This is a genomic window from Flavobacterium salmonis, from assembly GCF_903819435.1.
Lineage (GTDB): Bacteria > Bacteroidota > Bacteroidia > Flavobacteriales > Flavobacteriaceae > Flavobacterium > Flavobacterium chungangense.
Map to the genome: position 1 here is coordinate 170,411 of NZ_CAIJDP010000071.1, position 16,748 is coordinate 187,158.

Here is a 16,748-nt window from a genome sequence, read left to right on the forward strand (position 1 = left end):
TTCTTTTATAAATGTACTACGCACTCAATCGAATCGTCTTTCTAAACTCAGAAGGACTATACCCCTTTTGTTTTCTAAAAAACTTATTAAAGTGGCTTTCATCCGTAAAACCAAATTCATACGCAATTTCATTAATACGCTTATCACTGAACTGCAGACGATGTTCAATTAATTTGGTTTTATAATTACTGATATATTGCTGCATCGTTTCGCTGGCATGTTTCTTAAAGTAACGCCCTAAATAGGTATTCGAAATTCCGAAATAATCACTTATAGATTCTGCTTTTATTTTCTCCGGATAGTAAATATTGTTCTGAATATATTGCAAAATATCCATCGCTTTTGCCTCTGTATCAATATTTACCTGCTCCGGAAGATATTTTGCAATGTTTCTCGCTACAATAATAATCAGCGTATTAACCAATTGCTGAATCAACTCCTGATTGTAAATATCCTTATCTTTCTTTTCCCGGCAAATGGCTTCGATCATAACCTTTACCAAACATTTATCAGGATCATTTTTCAAAATACAGCCCGGCTGATGATTCGCATTTTGAAGGATATATTCCAGTCGCTGAATATTTTCATTTTGCAGACTCGAATTTTTCAAATAAATATCATTAAACCTCAAAAAGAAAAATTTCGTTTCGGTTTCGATTGTGAAATTATGACAGTCTTCGGGCGTCAATAAAAACAAATGCCCCGGGTCATACCTAAAAATATTTTTGTTGATGCACTGCGAACCTGTTCCTTCCAAAATATATACCAGCTCAAAAAAATTATGACGATCTCCCACATCCGGATATTCACTCAGCGTTTCAAAAGAAACTGTAAAAGGCTCGTATAGATTTTCTTTTTTCATAATTCAATTTATTTGAAGGTGCAAATATACCTAAAAAAGACAAAATTATACCAAATAAGAACCATAAAAACAGTATAATTTTGCCTAATCAATTTTAAACAGAAAAAATCACAATCATGGAATATAAAAAATTAGGCAGCTCTGAACTTGAATTATCAACCATCACTTACGGTGCTTTTGCTATTGGCGGAACCATGTGGGCAGGAACAGATAAAAAAGATTCAATTGACTCCATTCATGCTTCAATCGACCACGGTGTTACAACGATTGACACCGCTCCTTTCTACGGATTTGGTTTAAGCGAAGAAATGGTCGGAGAAGCTGTCAAAAGCCACGATCGTTTAAAAGTTCAGTTATTGACTAAATTCGGTTTGGTTTGGGACGGCAGCAACAACGGAAAAGGCGATTACTTTTTTGACGCTGATGACAACGGTAAAAAAGTGCCGATCTACAAATATTCATCCAAAGCAAGCGTAATAAAAGAAGTTGAAGAAAGCCTAAAACGTCTTCAGACGGATTATATCGATTTACTACAAATTCACTGGCCAAATGTTACAACCCCAATTTCTGAAACAATGGAAGCCGTTGAAACGTTAATCCAGCAGGGAAAAATCAGAGCATTCGGAGTAAGTAATTATAATGTTGCACAAATTCAGGAAGCACAAAAAACAGTTCAGGTAGTTTCTGATCAGGTTGCATACAGTATGCTGAACCGTAAAATCGAAGAAGAACTAATTCCATTCACTATCTCAGAAAACATCGGAATCATTGCTTACAGCCCAATGGAAAGAGGTTTATTGACCGGAAAATATTTCTTAGACAGCAAATTAAAAGAAAACGACCACAGAAACGGTTATTTCGGAAAATTCGATCTTCAGCAAGTAAAAACCTTAATTGAGGAATTGAGCTCGTTAGCACATTCAAAACACATTTCAATTTCGCAGTTGGTTTTACGCTGGACCACTTTACAAAAAGGAATCTCAATAGTTTTAGCCGGAGCCAGAAACGCAGAGCAAGCCATTTCAAATGCAAAAGCAATGGATTTTGACCTTTCTTCTTCCGAATTAGAATTCATTAATCAGGCGATTTCAAAAGTCAAATAATATTTAAACACATAGAAACATAGCTTTTCGTTGTCGATAAAGGCGTTTCACTTACATAAATACACAGAGCTATGTGTTAGAAACGAGTTTCTTTCAATTTCCTTTTCCAGAAAGAAAACCTATGTCTCTATGTGTTAAAACAAATTCACAAACAATTAAAACAATTTGGGTGTGTCCCTACGGGTCGGGCTTTCGGCTATATCTTTTGCTCCATTTCATTTCGCAAAAGGATACCGCCTCTATCCCTCACACATCCATTTTCAAAAGAAGTAACAATTTAAAATGAAAAATATATTCATAATCAATGGCGGGCAAAAATTTGCTCATTCCGGAGGACAATTCAACCAGACCGTACAGGACTGGACAGTCGAATTTCTTTCAAAAAACAGTACATACGAAATCAAAACAACCCATATCGAAAACGAAATCGATCTTCAGGAAGAAGTAGAAAAATTCGTCTGGGCTGATTTAGTTATCTATCACACACCGGTTTGGTGGTTTCAAATTCCCAACCTTTTCAAAAAATACATCGACGATGTTTTCACTCAGGGACACAGCAACGGAATCTACAAAAGCGACGGAAGAAGCCGCGTAAATCACGACATCAATTACGGAACCGGCGGACTTTTACACGGACGCAAATACATGCTTACCACAAGCTGGAACGCGCCTGCAACAGCTTTTACGCTTGCGGGGGAATTCTTCGACGAAACTTCTGTTGATGATGGCGTAATGTTTGGTTTCCACAAAATGAACAAATTCACAGGAATGGAACGCGTAGACGGATTTCATTTTCATGATGTTGAAAAAGGCGCAACACCTGAAAATATTCTTATATTTAAAGAAAATTACACCAATCATTTAAAAGAAATTTTTAAAACTTTATAATCATGATTTCAATTACTGCCATCTTTAAAGGTAAACCGGAACATAACGAGCAAATACAAAAGATGCTGCACCATCTCGTTACCGAAACCAGAAAAGAAGAAGCCTGTGTTCGCTACGATTTACATAAAACCGAAAATGTATTCATCATTTGGGAAGAATGGAAAGACCAGCCTGGACTTGATATTCACAATTCACAACCCTATTTAGCCGATTTTATTTCTCAAATCAGAGATCTCGTTTCAGATCCGATTCATGTTTATAAAACGAACCAGATTTTATAAAAGAATAAATAGCACCAGAAAAATCTACTTGATAACATGAGTAACTATCATCTTGCAGAAATTAATATTGCCAAAATGAAAGGAGTCGACATCAACGACCCGATAATGAAAGAATTTGTAGATAATTTAGACACTGTAAACACTTTAGCCGAAGAGAGCGAAGGTTTTATCTGGAGATTAAAAGATGATACAGACAGTTACAATGCTACAAGTCTGAATCCGTACAACGATGAACAGATTATCATCAACGTATCAGTTTGGGAAAGCATCGAGACATTAGAGCATTATATGTACAAAACTTTTCACAGCGAATTTCTAAGACGCAGAAAAGAATGGTTTCAGAAATTCGGAAAAGCCCACACCGCCATGTGGTGGATTCCAAAAGGTAAAATTCCAACTATGGAAGAAGCCGTAGAAAAATTAGATTACCTTCAGAAAAATGGCCCCTCAGAATTAGTTTTCGACCTCAGAAACAAATATCCGATGCCCGTTGAAATATAAATTTTATCCTCCACGAATAAGCGAAGCAATTCGTGGAGGAAAACTTTTATTTAATCCCACCAAAAGCTCCAAAACACATATTCTTATGTAAAATTTCAACTTTTGAGAAACCAACTTTCTTCATCAAATCCAATTGGTAATTCATAGATCTAGGAGAATCTTCTTTCTCAATATAATCCAACACTTTCTGACGATACTCTGCCCCTCCTATTCCTTCTAAATAATCTCCATAGCGCTGCCATGTATATTCATTCAACAAATCCGTGTCTTGTGTGATCAAGTCAGAAATCATCAAACATCCACCTGATTTCAATAATCTAAATAATTTTGTAAAAGTTGTCTCCCAATCATTATCATCGCGTAAATGATGCAAAACAGCACCGGCCAAAATAATATCAAAACTATTTTCCTCTAAATCTACTTCGCGAATATCACCTTGCTTAATTTCGACTTTTCCGGTTGTTACAGCCGAAACCCTCTCAAAAGCACGATCCAACATCGGTAAACTCAAATCGACCAAAGTACAGTTTAAGTTCGGCACTTTAGACAACATCATTAAAGTGTAATTTCCTGCTCCACAGCCAATATCCAAAACATTCTTCGCATCAGGAACAATACGTTTTGAAGTTTCGGTAATTAATTCCAAAGAAATCGTAGCATCGATAGTTGCAACCTGTCCTGTTTCTAAATTTGAAAATCGTTCGACATCATTGTCAAATCGTTCTTTGATTTCTTGTGTAGTTGATTTTTTCATAGTTTTTACTTTTTAATCTCTCGCAGAATAAGCAGATTAAGAGGATCTTTTTGCTAATATTGATCGGGATATTGTGATTAAGATGATTTTATCTAAATTCATAATCTGCTATATCTGCCCAATCTACAAGAGAGTTATTTTTTCATTTTCAAAACTACCTCTTTCATAAATACTTTAAAAATACTATTTTTATCAATTAACAATACTTTAAAAGTATCATGGAATTACGTCATCTAAAATATTTCCTGGCTGTTGCCGAAGAACTGAACTTCACCAAAGCCTCAGAAAAACTGTTTATTTCCCAGCCACCTTTAAGCCGACAAATAGCGGAACTAGAAGAAGAACTTCAGGCAAAACTTTTTATTCGAAACAACAAAAAAGTTGAAATGACCGAAGCTGGAAAATATTTTAAGGAAGAAGTAACAGCACTTTTTCAGCATCTGGAACGAATTGCTATGAAAACAAAAAAGATAGCAGAGAACGTTTCGGGCGAATTCAGAATCGCTTATATCAGTTCGATTTATTCATCTGTCATTTCCGATTTGATAAAACATCTGAAAGCGCAATTTCCATACGTAAATTTCAAACTTTTTGAAGTATCAACTACCAAACAAATCGCTGCTTTAGAAAAGGGAAAAATCGAGATGGGAATCATTCGATCACCTATTCATTCGCCCAAAATAAAATCGCATTTATGGTTTAAAGATGGATTTTCATTGGTTTACAATAAAAATACCGTTCAGATAAAATCAGAAAACGAGATTTTAAAACTGAAAGACGAAACATTTGTGTTTTTCAATAAAGATTACGCACCGCATTATCATGAAGTTTTACTGGAACTTTGTGCTTTTTATGGCTTTACACCGAAAATCATTCATGAAGCAAACAACATTAATTCTATTGTCCAATTAGTTAAAAATGGATTGGGGATTTCAATAGTCCCATCCAATATTGCTAAGAATAATTCTAATACAGAAATTGGTTTTATTGAATTGAAAAAAGTTAATCTGTTCACGGATGTTTCCTTAATTACTTTAAGAGAAGATGATTCTGAAATTACAAAATCGGCGGTTGAGTTTTTATTGAAATTTAAAACGTGACAAAATTATTACTTAACTTACTAATAAATAAAATCTTAGTTAAAATTCAAATATAAAATGAAAAAAATATTAGTTCCAATTATCTCTATTTTACTTTTAATCAGTTGCAATAATTCAGCTAAAAAAAAATCAGAAAATAACCGAATTGAATTGATTCCTGAGCCAGATGAAGATGAAAGATTAAAATACGAAGAAATTCAAAAGTTGAAAAATTCAAATTGTATATTAGAAAATCCTGATGTTTCAGTTTGTGGAATTCAATTAAGAAATTCAGAAAGCACCATTTCAATTATTGGGAATAATGACAAAATTGATCAATTCAATAACTATCACTATTATTCAAATTTTGAAAGTGAAACCTTAACTTTAACCCAGCATCCAGGTGATGGTAAATTCCAAGTTTCAATTTTTAAAGTAGAAAAGTCTAGTAAAGAATCTTTAGGATACAGACAATTAAAATTCGATTCTTTCAAATCAGAAAAAGGAATAAAGTTAGGAATGAATAAAAAACAAATACTCCAAAAACTTGGAAATTGCTACGCTCCAATTGATAGTACCGATGGTTATATTGAACTTTATTACAGAATTGAATCTCCAGAAGATACCAAAACAAAATTATTAGAACAAAATAATATGCCGATATATTATGCGAGTTATAAACTTTGGAAAGATAAATTAGAAAAATATGAATTTGGATTTGAATATCCGTAATAGGATAATTAAAAACAAAGCTTGAAAAAATTCGTATAATTCGTAGCGAAAAAACGTTACAATTTATCACACCTTACTTCTCGCTTAAGAGATAACTTTTAAATATCTTAGCAAATTATAATTCTACTCAATAAAATCAAATAAAAATGGCTGAGCAATCTTCTATTCAGTGTCCAAACTGCGGAACCACTATCGATGTAAATGATATTTTGAAACATCAATTGGAAGATAGCATCCGTAAAGAATTTCAACAAAAAGCAAATATTCAAAACCGTGAATTAGAGCTTAAAAACGAACAATTCGAAAAAGCCAAAGCCGAATTTGAAGCGAAGAAAAAGCAGGAAAACGAACTTTTTGCCGAGCGTTTGGAGCGTGAAAAAAAAGCAGCGGAAAAAGAAATTGGCGAAAAACTGAAAACCAAGCTTGAAGAAGAAAACAAAGACCGTTTATTATTGATGGAAAAAGAACTTTCTGAAAAGTCTGAAAAAATCAGAGAATTGAATAAAATGGAGGGTGAAATTGCCAAATTACAACGCGAAAAACTGGAAATGAAAGATGCTATCCAGGCCGAAGCCGAAAAGCAATTGAATGTGCAATTAGCCTTAGAGCGCGAAAAAATCAGAAAACAGGAAGACGATAAAAACGAATTGAAATTCAAAGAACTTCAGAAACAGCTCGAAGAACAAAAAAAGCTGACTGAAGAAATGAAACGCAAGCAGGAACAAGGATCCATGCAATTGCAGGGCGAAGTAATGGAATTAGCCATAGAGGAATGGCTTGCCAATAATTTTCCTCTGGACAGTATTGACGAGGTTAAAAAAGGCGCCAACGGAGCAGATTGCCTTCAGATTGTAAACACCAGAGAACAGCAAAACTGCGGTTCTATTTATTACGAAAGCAAACGTACAAAAGCTTTCCAGCCATCCTGGATTGAAAAATTCAAAAACGATATCCGAACCAAAAGAGCCAATATCGGTGTTTTAGTAACCGAAGTAATGCCAGCCGGAATGGAACGAATGGGCATGCGAGACGGCATCTGGATTTGTACGTATGATGAGTTTAAAGGTTTGAGTGCTGTTCTGCGTCAGTCAATCATTCAGGTTAGTCAGGCCGTTCAGGCGCAGGAAAACAAAGGTGATAAAATGTCGATGTTGTACGATTTCTTAACCAGCAACGAATTCCGTTTACAGATTGAAGGAATCGTAGAAGGTTTCACCCAAATGCAAAGCGATCTGGATGCCGAAAAAAGAGCCATGCAGCGAATTTGGAAACAGCGTGAAAAACAAATAGAAAAAGTAGTTCACAATACCTTAGGAATGTACGGTTCAATTCGTGGAATTGCCGGAAATGCAGTTCAGACCGTTCGTGCCCTGGAACTCGATTTTATTGAGGATGATAATGAAGATCCTAAGGAATTAGAATAGTTTTACTTTTAACAATCAGGAGCTTATTCCAGCTGTACACTATATCTTTTATGGTCTCGTTTTGGAACGAGACCATAAAAGGATGCCGTTCCCATCTGGGCTAGTGTTGCGTTGCTAATACATTTTAGAAATTTTTAGAAATGTAATTTACAAAGTAATTTACCTCATTTTTCATGTAGAATTGTTAAGAAAATTTGATTTTTATTTTTAAGCAAAAATTCAAACAATTCTTTTCCAACAACTTACCCCTTTTTTTTTACTAAAAACTTAACATTAGAAAGCTTGTTTTATAATTATCTTTACTTAACTCTGAGTTAACAATTTAGTTACATACAAAGATAATCATCATATAAATGCATCAATAATATGGAAAACAAGACCGAAGAAACTACTCCCGAGAATATTGATTCTCCAAAAACTGAAAATATTCAGCCGGCAGCAGAAAACGAAAATCAACCGGAAATAAAAAAGCCTGTCCGCAGAGCACCTGTTAAGGCAGCTACAGCTGCAACAGTAAAAACGGCTACAACAAAAACACCGGTAAAACCTGCAGCAACTGCTAAACCAACAGCAGTAAAAAAAGCTCCTGCAAAAAATACAGTACCAACAACTATACAACCAGCAGAAATTGCTGCTGAAACTCCTGTTACTGAAATTACAAATGAAACTGCTGTTGCAGAACCTTCAAAAAATAAATCCGATAAAAAGAAGAAAAAAGTGAAAGACAAAGAAAAAGACAAAGCAAAAAAGAAATTAGCGAAGAAAAAAGAGGATGCTAAAAAAGACAAAAAGAAAGAAAAAGCTAAAAAAGCAAAACTAAAAGCTGCAGCCAAGAAAAAAGAAAAAGCGAAAAAAGCGAAAGAAAAAGCGAAAGCTAAAAAAATAGCCAAAAAGAAAGCGAAGTCTAAAAAGAAAGCAAAAGCTAAAAAGAAAAAATAATTTCAGAAGAAAGGTTTGACTTGAATAAAGTTGAACCTTTTTTTTGTTCTCATACTTGTCATTGCGAGGAACGAAGCAGCCTCATTAGCATTGAGAAATATATTGTGGATCTTCTGAATGTGATTGCTTCGTTCCTCGCAATGACTAAAATCTTCATAAATTCACCCCCCAATCGCAATCATACTTCGATTGTCAAGATGTTTAGCAGGATCATCCATTTCAGAAATGGTCACCATTCCGGCACGAACTTTCTTTTTATTTTGAACAGATTGAGAAATCAATTCCGTAATCGATTCTCCGTTTCTGAAAGCCGTTAGCAAATCAGTTTCAGAATTAGAGAATAGGCAATTTTTGATTTTTCCGTTTGCCGTCAGGCGTATTCGGTTACAGCTGTCACAAAACGGATTCGTAATCGAACTTATGATTCCGAAATCGCCCTGAAAACCTTTTATTTTATAGGTTCTCGCCGTGAAGTTTTTTTCATCTTCCAACTTTTGAATTTTATACAAAGTAAAACAGGTTTCAACCTGCGATAAAATTTCATTTTGTGACACCATTTTGATTCTGTCCCACTCATTTCCGGCAAAAGGCATAAATTCAATAAAACGCACCGAAATGGGTAATGATTCCGTTAAGTTGATAAAATCTACAATTTCGTTATCATTAAAACCTTTTATTAAAACAACATTTACTTTCACCTGAAAATTGTTATTCAGCAGTAAATGCAGATTATCAATCACTTTCTCAAACTGATTTCGAAGTGTTATCGAATGAAATTTTGAGGCTACCAAAGTATCTAAACTCAGGTTGATTTTTTTAACACCAGCCTGTTTTAAAACATCAATATGACGGTCGATTAAAATACCGTTTGTAGTGATTGAAAGTGAAGTTTCTAAAGTTGATAATTTCGAAATAATTTCAGGAAAATCTTTTCTTAATAAGGGTTCGCCTCCCGTCAGCCTGATTTTATCGACACCATTTTCCACGAAAGTCTGGGCAATTGCAAAAATCTCATCGGCCGTCATTAAACTGGCTTTTGGAGACAATGTAATTCCGTCAGCAGGCATGCAATACGTACAACGCAAATTACATTTCTCCAGCAACGAAATACGCAAGTAATTGTGTTTTCGCCCAAAATCATCCGTTAAAATGGTTTTAGAGGGTGTCATGATTTTTTCCTTTTAAAATATGAAAAACGTGCATCACATGCGGAAAAACAGCATCCATGGATTCTCTTGCTCCGTTAGTTGATCCCGGGAGCGCCAAAACCAGACTTTTTCCTAATATTCCTGCAACTGTTCTGGATAACATCGCATACGGCATACGCTGTTGTCCGTAATCGCGAATGGTTTCTTCGATTCCCGGAATTCTGCTTTCTAATATCGGTGAAAGCGCTTCAGGTGTCACATCCCTTGGCGATAATCCGGTTCCGCCTGTAAAAATAACCAGTTGATTCTCTTTAGCAAAAGCCTTCGTTTTTTCCTGAATAATTTCTAACTCATCCGGAATAACTTCGTAATGAGACGTTTCAACTCCGTAAGAATCTAACTTTTCTACAATTATTTTTCCGGATCGGTCTTCTTTATCACCTGCAAAAATAGAGTCGGAGCAAACAAAAACCGCTGCTTTTATCGCGTACGGAAATTTATTTTTGAAAGATGATTTTCCGCCTTCTTTATTGATTAATTTGATGGTCGAAATTTCTATTTCCTTGTCGATTGGTTTCAGCATATCGTACATCGTAAGCGCTACAATTGAAGCTCCATGCATGGCCTCTACCTCTACTCCGGTTTTGTAAACGGTTTTTACTTTAAAGATAATCTGAATATCTAAACCTTCAATTTTATATTCAACCGAGGTATATTCAATTGGCAGCGGATGGCAATCCGGAATCGATAAATGCGTGTTTTTTACCGCAAATAATCCGGCCGTTTTGGCCATTTCTAGCACATTCCCTTTTGGAACCAGATTATTGACCACTGCATCAATTGTTTCCTGTTTGCTTACTTTGACAATTGCTGTAGCGGTTGCTTTTCTTAAGGTGTTTATTTTATGCGTAATATCTACCATTTTAGGTGTTTTGTTTCCAGGTGAATGTATCGTTTTCAAACATTTCCTTGCCAAAAATCGGAACATCCGTTTTAATCCAGTTTACGATGGCTTCTGTAGCTTCATAAACCTGCTTACGTCTCGTTGCAGAAACAAAAACAAACAGACAAATCTCGCCTGCTTTTACTACACCTAAACTGTGATAAATATGCATGCAGGTCAAATCGAATTTGGCAAATGCTTTTTCTCTAATCGCATGCAGGGCTTCGTTTGCCATATCGGTGTAGGCTGAATAATCAATAGCAACAACCGTATTATCGTGAATCACATCGGCGCGAACCTGGCCTAGAAAAATATTGTGTGCCCCAATTGTATGTTTGGATTGATGCTTGGCAATCGACTCCGCAATAAATTCCGGAGAAATTGGTCCTTCTACAAATACATTTTTACTCATTTTTTTTATTTTTATATCAAAGATTTCACAGATTAAAAGTTTTATTTGCCACAAATTATACGAATTTTCACTACTTAATTCTACAAAAAGAATAATCGCGATATTGTCATTTCGACGGAGGAGAAATCCTCGTAAGAAACTTTACAAACATTGACGCCATTCTATACCGAGTTACTTGTGAAGATTCTTCGTTCCTCAGAATGACAAACTGTGCAGACAATTGTGTCTTTTAATCTTTGACTATATTTTTATTTCTTTTTTTAATAATTCTTTCATTGCCAACGCACCGCCTTCAACACTTTTCACATCTTTAAACTCTTTTTTATGAAGCAATTCAGCAGCCATTTTGCTTCGAATTCCGGATTGGCAGAAAACATAAATCGTTTGATTTAAATCAAGTTTTTCTATTTCATTTTCCAGATTCATTAACGGAATCTGAAGGCTATTTTTAAAAGCTATTTTTGGAAGTTCATCTGTATTACGAACATCTAAAAATAGAACTTCTTCATTATCTATTTGATTCAAAACTGCTTCAGCTGAAATTTCTTCGACAGTATTTTCTTTCTGAGAATATTTTTCATCAAAAATATTTCTGTCCATTACAAAAGAATCATTTTTTTCAAAATCATATTTCTGCTGTTCATTATTCAGAACATTATAAACCAATATTTTTCCGCTCAAAACTTCTCCTGTTTCCAAAATCATTTTTATGACTTCATTGGCCTGCAGCATTCCAATAATTCCGACCGAAATTCCGATAACTCCCGCATCCGTACAATTCACAGACGAACTGTTTTCATCAGGATATAAACATCTGTAAGTTGGACCATTTTGATAATTAAAAACCGAAACCTGCCCCTGAAACCTGAAAATTGATCCGTAAACCATTGGTTTATTCGTAATCAGACAGGCATCATTTATGAGATATTTAATTGAAATACTATCTGTTGCATCGACCACAATAGTGTAGTTTTCAAATAAAGTAAGAACATTTTCCCCTGATAATTTCAAAGAAAACGCATTTACTTTTAGCTGCGGATTCAATTCCAAAAGCATTTCTCTGGCTTCTTTTGCTTTGGATTTCCCGACAGCCGAACTTTTATAAATCACCTGACGGTGCAGGTTTGAAATCTCAATAACATCATCATCAACAATTCCAATTTCACCAACTCCTGCTGCTGCAAGGTATGGCAGGATCGCAGCGCCCAAACCTCCGGCACCAATAACCAGAACTTTTGATCCGGACAATTTCTGCTGGCCTTCTTCTCCTATTTCAGGAAGAATCATTTGTCGGTTATAACGGGAAGATGCATTCATAAATTTGTAAATTATCCTCCGGCAAAAGGAGGCAATAAAGCAACAATATCGCTGGTTTTTAAAGTATAATCTGTAGTTTTTGAAACTATTTTCTGATTGACTGCAACACTGAAAGAAAGCGATTCGAATTTGTATTTTGCTTCTAAATCCTGCAATAAATCCTGCAGTGAAATATTCGAAGAAAACACATTTTCAAAAGTGCATTGTGTTCTTTCGGCAACAGCTCCAAAATATTTAACTTCAATCATTATTATAAATTTAAATTCTGAAATATAAATTCGTCTTCAAAATGTTCCTGAAAATAAGAGGTCAGTTTTGAAGTATTTTTTACCACTTCTCCAATCACAATAATTGCCGGTGATGAAATGTTTTTTTCGGCAACTAAATTAGCAATTGAACTAATGTTTCCTACTACTTTTTGTTCTGAATTTTTAGTTCCGTTTTGGATAATGGCAATTGGTAAATCGTCAGTTCTGTTTTCCTGATAAATCGAAATGATTTCATCCAACTTGTGCATTCCCATCAAAATTACCACTGTTGCAGCCGATTGGGATGCCAAATGTACATCTTTAGACAATTCATGACTGGAAGTTGTACCAGTAATTACCCAAAAACTTTCAGCTACTTTTCGTTGTGTCAGACTGATTCCCACTGAAGCAGGAACACCCAATGCTGATGAAATTCCGGGAACTACAGCAGTTTCCAGACCAAATTTTTCTGCAAATTCAATTTCTTCACTTCCGCGCCCAAAAACAAACGGATCTCCGCCTTTCAAACGAACCACATGTCCGTAACGATTTGCCATCGAAACAATCAATTCGTTAATCTGATCTTGTGTGTAAGCATGACACCCAAGACGTTTCCCAACAAAAACAATCTCTGCCTGCGTTGCGTATTGCAGTAATTCTTCATTGACAAGCGCATCATACAAAACTACGTCGGCATTTTCTAGCGCTTTAATTGCTTTTAGCGTAATCAATTCAACATCTCCCGGGCCTGCGCCTACTACTGTTAACTTTGGTGTTTTGGAGTTTTGCATAATCTATTAACTTAAATTGATATTCAGGTCGTTTAACTCGTCAGCCGAATTAATATTGGTTAAAGGAAAGTTTTCGCTTTCTTCTATTTTTATAATCTGATGCGGCACTTTCGAGAGAAAATCCATCATTTTCAGTTCATTATTTTCAATCGCTTCTTTTATAACCGGAACTATTTTTTTCGAATAAATTCCGATTAAAGGATGAATCCTGCTTTCTGTTGCAAAAACAGTAATCTGGGCTTCCTGATTGTGTTTTGCAATTAATTCAGCTAACAATTCCGAAGAAATTAACGGAATATCACAACTTAGAATCAGGTTGAATTCGGTTTCAGAATTTTCCAGTGCTGTATAAATTCCACCCAAAGGGCCTTTATCTTTTACTATATCAACAGACTTCTTGTATGGCAAATAATCGTATTCCTTAGTATTTGTTATGAACTCAATTTTTTCTGAAATAGGCAAAACAGCCTGAATAATATGTTCAATAAATGGTTTTCCCTGAAACAGAACCAATCCTTTCTCAGACTTCATTCGGGAACTTTTCCCTCCGCAAAGAATAAATGCTGTTAGTTTTTCCATCTTTAATTTATTTTGTTTACTTCGTCTTTTCGGCTTTCAGCCTCAAGTCAGGTTTCAGGTTTAAAGTTTCATGTTTTGCCAATCTTTCTTTTTTCTAAAAATAGAAAACCCTTGTTTCTGAGTGTTTAATTCTTTTTTTTACGGAAAAATCAATTTTATACTTGCCATCAAAATCACTGTACCTAATACAATTTTTAAGGTCTTGTTCGAAAAATAACCGCTTCCGTAAAATCCGCCTAACATTCCGCCTATCACTGCAATCGGAACCAGATAAAAACTTTCTGTCGGAATAATTTTTCCTCCCAAAAGAAATCCCAGCATTCCGGCAAATGAATTGACAAATATGAAAAGACTTGAAATAGCCGCCGATTCTTTTACAGAAGCCCATCCCAGGAACAATAAAATCGGACTTAAAATAATACCACCGCCAATTCCCAGCATTCCTGAAAGCAATCCAATTACGAATCCGATTGCTAATGCAAAAGGCAATTGAATCTTAACGGCTTCTTTTTCCTTAAAATTAAATATTCCGAACAGTCTTAAAGCCGCAAATACCAGAACAATTCCTAAAATAACTTTATAAATTGTATTATCCAGCGTAATAAATCCGCCAATAAAAGCTGCCGGTACAGAAGCTATCGCAAACGGATAAAAGAGTTTTGGTTTGAAATAATTCATTCTGTAATAAAACAAGAACGAAATACTCGAAACAAATAAATTCAGCAACAAAGCAGAAGGTTTCATAATCGCCACCGGAAAAGCGAAAATGGTCATTAAAGCCAAGTAACCCGATGCCCCGCCATGTCCTACACTTGCGTATAAAAACGCAATCACAATCAATGCGAAGCTGAATAAAATTATATTTTCGGAAGTAAGTAAATTCATTTTGTTTCAGGTTTTCTTTGTTTCACGTTACGCTATATGTTTCTTTTTACACACTGCGTTTTAAAACTGAAATTCTTTATTCTTTATTCTTTATTCTTTATTCTTTATTCTTTATTCTTTATTCTTTATTCTTTATTCTTTATTCTTTATTCTTTATTCTTTATTCTAATCAATCGGCAATAATGTTACCAGCTGCTCTTTTTTAAGGTTTTCGACATCATTCGGTACAATTAATAAACAATTTGCTGTTGCAAAAGTGTTAAGCATTGCTGAACTCTGGCCGTCTAAAACCGTTACATGGGTTTCATCATACAAAGCTTTTAAGAACAATGTTTTTCCCGAATTATTAGAAATCCCATCATTTAATTTTCTAACCAATTTTGGTAAATGAATATCCGAAAATCCCATTCGGTTTCTAATGGCCGGATACACATACACATAAAAATTAGTCAGTGACGAAGCCGGATTTCCGGGTAAAGCAAAAACTAAAGTTTCTTTTTTAGAGCCGAAAAACATTGGTTTTCCCGGTTTCTGATTGATTTTATAAAAAAGTTCTTCTACTCCATTTTTCAGTAATGCTTCTTTAACAAAATCATAATCCCCAACTGAAATTCCGCCCGAAACTAAAACCACATCATATTTTTTCAGAATGTCTTTTAAGGCTTCCTTCGTTGCTTTTAGATTATCTTTTACGTTAAAAACCTTTGTTTTATTTACACCAATCGTTTGAAGCGCAGCCTCCAGCATTGCTGAATTACTTTCGTAAATTTTACCTTTGGGTAATTTCTTACCCGGTTTTACCAATTCATTTCCGGTTACCAAAATGGCAACTTTTGGCTTTTTGTAAACGGTAATTTCTGTGATTCCCAAACAAGCCAGAAAACCAATTGCAGCGGGCGTTATTAATATATTAGATTCAAAAACTATTTCGCCTTTATTGATCTGCTCCCCTTTTGCGCGAACATTTGCAAACTGCTCCGGCATTTGGGCGATTAAAATCGAATTTTCATTCGCCATCACATGTTCCTGCATCACCACTGTATCAGCATCGTCCGGAACAAAAGCTCCGGTAAAAATCCTTACTGCTTCATTTTCTTTCAGTTTTATATTAGAATGATCCCCTGCTTGTGAACTGCTTACTACATCGTATTGATGTTTTCTGCTGTGAATGAAAGCATAGCCATCCATTGCTGACTGACGAAACGGCGGCATTGGAATTGGCGAATAAACCGTTTCTGCCAAAACATATCCCAGTGCTTTTTTCACTGCTATTTTTTGAAATGGCATTTTTGAACTGTTTTCAGCTACGATTGTTAAAGCTTCATTTACTTGTATCATTTAATAAAATATAAAACTAAGTAAAAATACTTAACACAAATATAAGTATTTTTTACTAGTGTGATTAAAAAAAAATAATTTATTTTTCTACCTATAAAATTACTCTAATTTATTTAAAATCATGGTTTAAATTGAATCTAGTTTTTGGTTTAAAATTCTGTTTTTTGAATACCAGCAGATACTTTTCAGTCATATTTGACGTCTTGTATTATTAAAATTAATAAATAAAAAAGAATAAATTAAGTATAAAATACTACATTTTAATATCACCTAAAATATATTTTTAACATTTATTTAAATTAACAAGAATAACAAACAACTAACAATCAATTAATTAAATAAAAATTCTTTCTTAAAATTATATTTATTTAATTATTGCCAAAAAAAAATCACCATTTTTTTGGTTTTTATTATATTAAAATTAACTTTGTCTATAGAATTAGTAGAGTTTTAAATAGTATTTAAAACCATAAAACACTAAATTTTGAAAACAACCGAAAGCATATCGTTTTACAATCCTCAAA

The 16,748-nt window shown here is 34.5% G+C and carries 19 protein-coding genes; 8 read left to right on the top strand and 11 right to left on the bottom strand.

All coding sequences use genetic code 11. The features are described 5' to 3' along the window. Positions 1 to 16 precede the first annotated feature (16 nt). Positions 17 to 862 (bottom strand): AraC family transcriptional regulator, encoded by an 846-nt coding sequence (locus tag FLACHUCJ7_RS13845; RefSeq protein WP_078226653.1) that lies wholly within the window; start codon positions 860 to 862, stop codon positions 17 to 19. Positions 863 to 978: 116 nt separating this feature from the next. On the opposite strand from FLACHUCJ7_RS13845, the gene FLACHUCJ7_RS13850 reads away from it, so the two are divergent. The 4 genes from FLACHUCJ7_RS13850 to FLACHUCJ7_RS13865 all read left to right on the top strand — a co-directional run bounded on the left by FLACHUCJ7_RS13850 (position 979) and on the right by FLACHUCJ7_RS13865 (position 3,635). Beyond that, positions 979 to 1,965, top strand: a complete 987-nt coding sequence (locus FLACHUCJ7_RS13850) for an aldo/keto reductase (RefSeq protein ID WP_180909278.1) — start codon at positions 979 to 981, stop codon at positions 1,963 to 1,965. A gap of 282 nt (positions 1,966 to 2,247) precedes the next feature. Then, a complete protein-coding gene (locus FLACHUCJ7_RS13855) occupies positions 2,248 to 2,853 on the top strand; it encodes an NAD(P)H-dependent oxidoreductase (RefSeq protein ID WP_180909279.1) in 606 nt (201 codons plus the stop codon). Between the two features lie 2 nt (positions 2,854 to 2,855). After that, positions 2,856 to 3,134 carry a putative quinol monooxygenase gene (locus FLACHUCJ7_RS13860; RefSeq protein WP_180909280.1) on the top strand — a complete coding sequence of 93 codons (279 nt, stop codon included), beginning with the start codon at positions 2,856 to 2,858 and terminating at the stop codon, positions 3,132 to 3,134. Between the two features lie 36 nt (positions 3,135 to 3,170). Then, positions 3,171 to 3,635 (top strand): DUF3291 domain-containing protein, encoded by a 465-nt coding sequence (locus FLACHUCJ7_RS13865; protein ID WP_180909281.1) that lies wholly within the window; start codon positions 3,171 to 3,173, stop codon positions 3,633 to 3,635. Between the two features lie 46 nt (positions 3,636 to 3,681). Here FLACHUCJ7_RS13865 and FLACHUCJ7_RS13870 read toward each other — a convergent pair whose 3' ends face one another. Continuing rightward, on the bottom strand, positions 3,682 to 4,389 hold the full coding sequence (locus FLACHUCJ7_RS13870) for a class I SAM-dependent methyltransferase (protein WP_180909282.1): 708 nt from the start codon (positions 4,387 to 4,389) through the stop codon (positions 3,682 to 3,684). 218 nt (positions 4,390 to 4,607) lie between these two features. On the opposite strand from FLACHUCJ7_RS13870, the gene FLACHUCJ7_RS13875 reads away from it, so the two are divergent. The 4 genes from FLACHUCJ7_RS13875 (at position 4,608) to FLACHUCJ7_RS13890 (ending at position 8,563) form a co-directional block, all read left to right on the top strand. Next, positions 4,608 to 5,489 carry a LysR family transcriptional regulator gene (locus tag FLACHUCJ7_RS13875; protein WP_180909283.1) on the top strand — a complete coding sequence of 294 codons (882 nt, stop codon included), beginning with the start codon at positions 4,608 to 4,610 and terminating at the stop codon, positions 5,487 to 5,489. A gap of 57 nt (positions 5,490 to 5,546) precedes the next feature. Next, positions 5,547 to 6,200, top strand: coding sequence for a hypothetical protein (locus FLACHUCJ7_RS13880; RefSeq protein WP_078226646.1), 654 nt, complete (start codon positions 5,547 to 5,549; stop codon positions 6,198 to 6,200). A gap of 146 nt (positions 6,201 to 6,346) precedes the next feature. Next, positions 6,347 to 7,624 carry a DUF2130 domain-containing protein gene (locus FLACHUCJ7_RS13885; RefSeq protein ID WP_180909284.1) on the top strand — a complete coding sequence of 426 codons (1,278 nt, stop codon included), beginning with the start codon at positions 6,347 to 6,349 and terminating at the stop codon, positions 7,622 to 7,624. Positions 7,625 to 7,990: 366 nt separating this feature from the next. After that, positions 7,991 to 8,563, top strand: a complete 573-nt coding sequence (locus FLACHUCJ7_RS13890; RefSeq protein ID WP_180909285.1) for a hypothetical protein — start codon at positions 7,991 to 7,993, stop codon at positions 8,561 to 8,563. A 161-nt stretch (positions 8,564 to 8,724) separates the two neighbouring features. Here FLACHUCJ7_RS13890 and moaA read toward each other — a convergent pair whose 3' ends face one another. The 9 genes from moaA to FLACHUCJ7_RS13935 all read right to left on the bottom strand — a co-directional run bounded on the left by moaA (position 8,725) and on the right by FLACHUCJ7_RS13935 (position 16,224). Next, entirely contained in the window at positions 8,725 to 9,732 is a 1,008-nt protein-coding gene (moaA, locus tag FLACHUCJ7_RS13895; protein WP_078226643.1) for a GTP 3',8-cyclase MoaA, read from the bottom strand. Beyond that, positions 9,719 to 10,633: a bifunctional molybdenum cofactor biosynthesis protein MoaC/MoaB gene (gene moaCB, locus FLACHUCJ7_RS13900; RefSeq protein WP_180909286.1), complete on the bottom strand. Its 915-nt coding sequence runs from the start codon at positions 10,631 to 10,633 to the stop codon at positions 9,719 to 9,721. Before moaCB ends, moaA begins: the two co-directional genes overlap by 14 nt. Before the next feature lies 1 nt (position 10,634). After that, a complete protein-coding gene (locus tag FLACHUCJ7_RS13905; protein WP_180909287.1) occupies positions 10,635 to 11,066 on the bottom strand; it encodes a molybdenum cofactor biosynthesis protein MoaE in 432 nt (143 codons plus the stop codon). Positions 11,067 to 11,306: 240 nt separating this feature from the next. After that, the gene (moeB, locus tag FLACHUCJ7_RS13910) at positions 11,307 to 12,383 is read right to left on the bottom strand and encodes a HesA/MoeB/ThiF family protein (RefSeq protein WP_180909288.1); all 1,077 of its coding nucleotides are present in this window, start codon (positions 12,381 to 12,383) and stop codon (positions 11,307 to 11,309) included. An 11-nt stretch (positions 12,384 to 12,394) separates the two neighbouring features. Next, complete coding sequence (locus FLACHUCJ7_RS13915; RefSeq protein WP_180909289.1) at positions 12,395 to 12,631, bottom strand: MoaD/ThiS family protein; 237 nt, start codon at positions 12,629 to 12,631, stop codon at positions 12,395 to 12,397. A gap of 2 nt (positions 12,632 to 12,633) precedes the next feature. Then, complete coding sequence (gene cobA / locus FLACHUCJ7_RS13920) at positions 12,634 to 13,422, bottom strand: uroporphyrinogen-III C-methyltransferase (protein WP_180909290.1); 789 nt, start codon at positions 13,420 to 13,422, stop codon at positions 12,634 to 12,636. A 6-nt stretch (positions 13,423 to 13,428) separates the two neighbouring features. Then, positions 13,429 to 14,001 carry a molybdenum cofactor guanylyltransferase gene (locus tag FLACHUCJ7_RS13925; RefSeq protein ID WP_180909291.1) on the bottom strand — a complete coding sequence of 191 codons (573 nt, stop codon included), beginning with the start codon at positions 13,999 to 14,001 and terminating at the stop codon, positions 13,429 to 13,431. A 138-nt stretch (positions 14,002 to 14,139) separates the two neighbouring features. Continuing rightward, positions 14,140 to 14,886, bottom strand: coding sequence for a sulfite exporter TauE/SafE family protein (locus tag FLACHUCJ7_RS13930; RefSeq protein ID WP_078226637.1), 747 nt, complete (start codon positions 14,884 to 14,886; stop codon positions 14,140 to 14,142). 165 nt (positions 14,887 to 15,051) lie between these two features. Next, positions 15,052 to 16,224 (bottom strand): molybdopterin molybdotransferase MoeA, encoded by a 1,173-nt coding sequence (locus FLACHUCJ7_RS13935; protein ID WP_180909292.1) that lies wholly within the window; start codon positions 16,222 to 16,224, stop codon positions 15,052 to 15,054. Between the last annotated feature and the right edge of the window lie 524 nt (positions 16,225 to 16,748).

Coding starts and splice junctions, on each gene's coding strand:
- FLACHUCJ7_RS13890 (WP_180909285.1), top strand. CDS start 7,991: ATGGAAAACAAGACCGAAGAAACTACTCCCGAGAATATTGATTCTCCA.
- FLACHUCJ7_RS13930 (WP_078226637.1), bottom strand. CDS start 14,886: ATGAATTTACTTACTTCCGAAAATATAATTTTATTCAGCTTCGCATTG.
- moaA (WP_078226643.1), bottom strand. CDS start 9,732: ATGACACCCTCTAAAACCATTTTAACGGATGATTTTGGGCGAAAACAC.
- FLACHUCJ7_RS13860 (WP_180909280.1), top strand. CDS start 2,856: ATGATTTCAATTACTGCCATCTTTAAAGGTAAACCGGAACATAACGAG.
- FLACHUCJ7_RS13850 (WP_180909278.1), top strand. CDS start 979: ATGGAATATAAAAAATTAGGCAGCTCTGAACTTGAATTATCAACCATC.
- FLACHUCJ7_RS13865 (WP_180909281.1), top strand. CDS start 3,171: ATGAGTAACTATCATCTTGCAGAAATTAATATTGCCAAAATGAAAGGA.
- cobA (WP_180909290.1), bottom strand. CDS start 13,422: ATGCAAAACTCCAAAACACCAAAGTTAACAGTAGTAGGCGCAGGCCCG.
- FLACHUCJ7_RS13915 (WP_180909289.1), bottom strand. CDS start 12,631: ATGATTGAAGTTAAATATTTTGGAGCTGTTGCCGAAAGAACACAATGC.
- FLACHUCJ7_RS13875 (WP_180909283.1), top strand. CDS start 4,608: ATGGAATTACGTCATCTAAAATATTTCCTGGCTGTTGCCGAAGAACTG.
- FLACHUCJ7_RS13935 (WP_180909292.1), bottom strand. CDS start 16,224: ATGATACAAGTAAATGAAGCTTTAACAATCGTAGCTGAAAACAGTTCA.
- FLACHUCJ7_RS13880 (WP_078226646.1), top strand. CDS start 5,547: ATGAAAAAAATATTAGTTCCAATTATCTCTATTTTACTTTTAATCAGT.
- FLACHUCJ7_RS13845 (WP_078226653.1), bottom strand. CDS start 862: ATGAAAAAAGAAAATCTATACGAGCCTTTTACAGTTTCTTTTGAAACG.
- FLACHUCJ7_RS13855 (WP_180909279.1), top strand. CDS start 2,248: ATGAAAAATATATTCATAATCAATGGCGGGCAAAAATTTGCTCATTCC.
- moaCB (WP_180909286.1), bottom strand. CDS start 10,633: ATGGTAGATATTACGCATAAAATAAACACCTTAAGAAAAGCAACCGCT.
- FLACHUCJ7_RS13870 (WP_180909282.1), bottom strand. CDS start 4,389: ATGAAAAAATCAACTACACAAGAAATCAAAGAACGATTTGACAATGAT.
- FLACHUCJ7_RS13905 (WP_180909287.1), bottom strand. CDS start 11,066: ATGAGTAAAAATGTATTTGTAGAAGGACCAATTTCTCCGGAATTTATT.
- moeB (WP_180909288.1), bottom strand. CDS start 12,383: ATGAATGCATCTTCCCGTTATAACCGACAAATGATTCTTCCTGAAATA.
- FLACHUCJ7_RS13885 (WP_180909284.1), top strand. CDS start 6,347: ATGGCTGAGCAATCTTCTATTCAGTGTCCAAACTGCGGAACCACTATC.
- FLACHUCJ7_RS13925 (WP_180909291.1), bottom strand. CDS start 14,001: ATGGAAAAACTAACAGCATTTATTCTTTGCGGAGGGAAAAGTTCCCGA.